Annotated in this window: 2 protein-coding genes; both read left to right on the top strand. The window is 66.8% G+C overall.

The window, feature by feature from the left end; genetic code table 11:
* On the top strand, positions 1-1587 hold a 1587-nt coding region (gene mnmC / locus AB4Z11_RS29380; protein WP_442029360.1), incomplete at its 5' end, for an FAD-dependent 5-carboxymethylaminomethyl-2-thiouridine(34) oxidoreductase MnmC.
* A 29-nt stretch (positions 1588-1616) separates the two neighbouring features.
* Positions 1617-2318 (top strand): sensor histidine kinase, encoded by a 702-nt coding sequence (locus AB4Z11_RS29375; RefSeq protein WP_442029358.1) that lies wholly within the window; start codon positions 1617-1619, stop codon positions 2316-2318.
* Positions 2319-2469 lie beyond the last annotated feature (151 nt).

Here is a 2469-nt window from a genome sequence, read left to right as displayed (position 1 = left end):
GATCTGCGCGCTGCTTGGCCGACGGCGGTGCCGGGCCTGCACCGGCTGGCGCTGGATGGCGTTACGCTCGATCTGCTCGTTGGCGGCACGCCGTCCGGCTGGTTGCCGGAGATTACCGCGCGCGTCGACGAATTTGTCATCCCCGAACCACTGGACGCCATGCGYGCGCTGTCCCGCCTGGCGGCACCCAATGCCACGCTACGTTTGCAGGCTCCCGACGAGCAGCAGCTGCGCACACTGAAAGCTGCCGGATTCTCATGGACCGGGCATCCCGGCGCAAACGCGGAGTCCAATGACGGCGGCTGGCTGCACGCCGACTACACCAGCCGCAAGCCGCAGCCGCCGATGCCGCTGCCGCCCGAGCGCCGCGCCATCGTCATCGGTGCAGGCGTGGCTGGCGCCGCGGCTTGCGAGCGTCTGGCCGCGCGCAGCTGGCAAGTCACGCTGATCGAGCGCCATGAAGAACCAGCGCAGGAAGCATCCGGCAATCGCGCTGGCATCTTCATGCCGCTGCTGTCGAAGGACGACAATATCCCAACGCGCCTCACTCGCGCGGCGTACCTGTATGCGATGCGTGCATGGCGGCGCGTAGGCGGACTCGCGCCGGATGGCGGCGCTCCAGTGCTCGGTGAGCAATGCGGCGTCCTGCAACTGGCGCGTGATGAAGAGCATGCACCGCTGCAGCGCGAAGTGGTGGAGGCATGGCAGTACCCGCAAGAGTTCGTGCAGTGGCTGGACGCGGACGCCGCCAACGCCGTGCTCGGCGCGCCGACGCCTTACGGCGCCTGGCTGTTCCCGCAAGGCGGATGGGCGAATCCCGCCTCCGTCTGCCGCGCCATGCTCGCCGCCTGTGGCAGGCGCCTCACACGCATCTTCCACGCCGAAGCTATCACTTTACGCCGCCACGAGGCCGCCAGCGACGGCGACGCACGAGGAGGGGGGGCTGAGGGCGAGTGGGAAGTGGTCGCCGCGGATGGCCGGGTGATCGCGTCGGCGCCAGTGGTGGTGCTGGCGAATGGCGCCGGGGCGACCGCCATCGAGCAGGCGGGCGAGCTGCCGCTGTACACCATGCGCGGGCAGGTGACGCACCTCGCCGCGGAAGCATTCCCCAAGCTGAAGATGGTTGTTTGCCGCGAAGCGTACATGACGCCACCCGTGCAAGGCATCACGAGCATCGGCGCCACATACGACCGCGATGACGACCGCGCCTTGCGCGCGGAAAGCCAGCAGGAAAACCTGCTGCGTGCGGAGGAGATACTTGGCCCCGAGCGCGTGGCCGCCGCGCGGCAGGCGGCGCTGCAAGGGCGCGTGGGTTTCCGCACCATGGCCCCCGACCGGCTGCCGCTGGTGGGCGCGTTGCCGGACTACGGCGCGGAAGCAGGCAAGGCTGAGCGCCTGCGCGACGTCAAGCGCCACGAAGGCCTGTACACACTGCTCGGCTACGCATCGCGAGGCCTGATCTGGTCGCCACTGGCCGCCGAGCTGCTGGCCTGTCAGCTGGAAGGGGAGCCCTTGCCGCTGGAGGCAACACTGGTAGCCGCACTGGACCCCGCGCGCTTCGTCCTGAAAGCCCGCCGCAAGCTATAATTGACAGCATGCGCACAGCGGGAGAATTCATGGAAGATCAACCGGGCTCGCCTGAGCTGTTCATGTTCCTGGCATCGACGGTGCACGACATGAAGAATTCGATCAGCGTCCTCAGTGGCACGCTGGAGAATCTGCTTGTGCAATCCCAGGGCGCGGCGCAGGAAAACCCGGCCTATCCCCAGATGGCGCATATGCTGTACCAGACCAAGCGCCTGAACGACAATCTGATCCAGCTGCTTGCCTTGTACAAGGAAGTCGGCAAGCCGAGCTACCCCTTCGAACCGATCGCCGTGCAAGTGCGCGAAGTGGTCGAACAGCTGGCGAGCGGCCAGCGCGTGCTGCTGCAATCCAGGCATATAGAGCTCGAAACCAGCTGCCCGCATGACCTGATCTGGACCTTCGACGAAGACCTCGTCCTCGGCGTTCTGGTTCACGCCATCAACAACGCCGTGCGCTACACCAAGGACAAGATCCGCCTCGTCATCGGCGAAAACGACGGCATGCTGGAACTGCGCGTGGAAGACAACGGCATCGGCTTCCCGTCGTCCATGCTGGAAGCGGGCGCCGTGGTCGGGCAGGGCATCAACTTCCTCACCAACAGCAGCGGCCTCGGACTCTACTTCGCCAGCGAAGTCGCCCGCAGCCACAAGCACCGCGGCCGCCAGGGCAGCATCAGCCTGGAAAACGGCGGCACGCTGGGCGGCGGCTGTTTCATCCTGCGCCTGCCATGAACGCCCCCGCCACTGCCACCGCGCCCGCAACGCCCGGCATCGATTGGGCCGATAAAAAATACCTGATCGTCGACGACTTCGTCGGCGTGCGCCAGTTGCTGCGCGAATCGCTGCGCAGCCTGGGCGCCCGGCATATCGACCAGGCCTCCAG

This window comes from Pseudoduganella sp. RAF53_2 (assembly GCF_052113985.1).
Classification (GTDB): domain Bacteria; phylum Pseudomonadota; class Gammaproteobacteria; order Burkholderiales; family Burkholderiaceae_D; genus Rugamonas.
The sequence above is the reverse complement of the archived record's forward strand: the minus strand, read 5'-3'. Positions and strand labels throughout refer to the sequence as shown.

Bases quoted from the DNA above. Each gene is read 5' to 3' on its own strand.
- AB4Z11_RS29375 (WP_442029358.1), top strand. From the start codon at position 1,617: ATGGAAGATCAACCGGGCTCGCCTGAGCTGTTCATGTTCCTGGCATCG.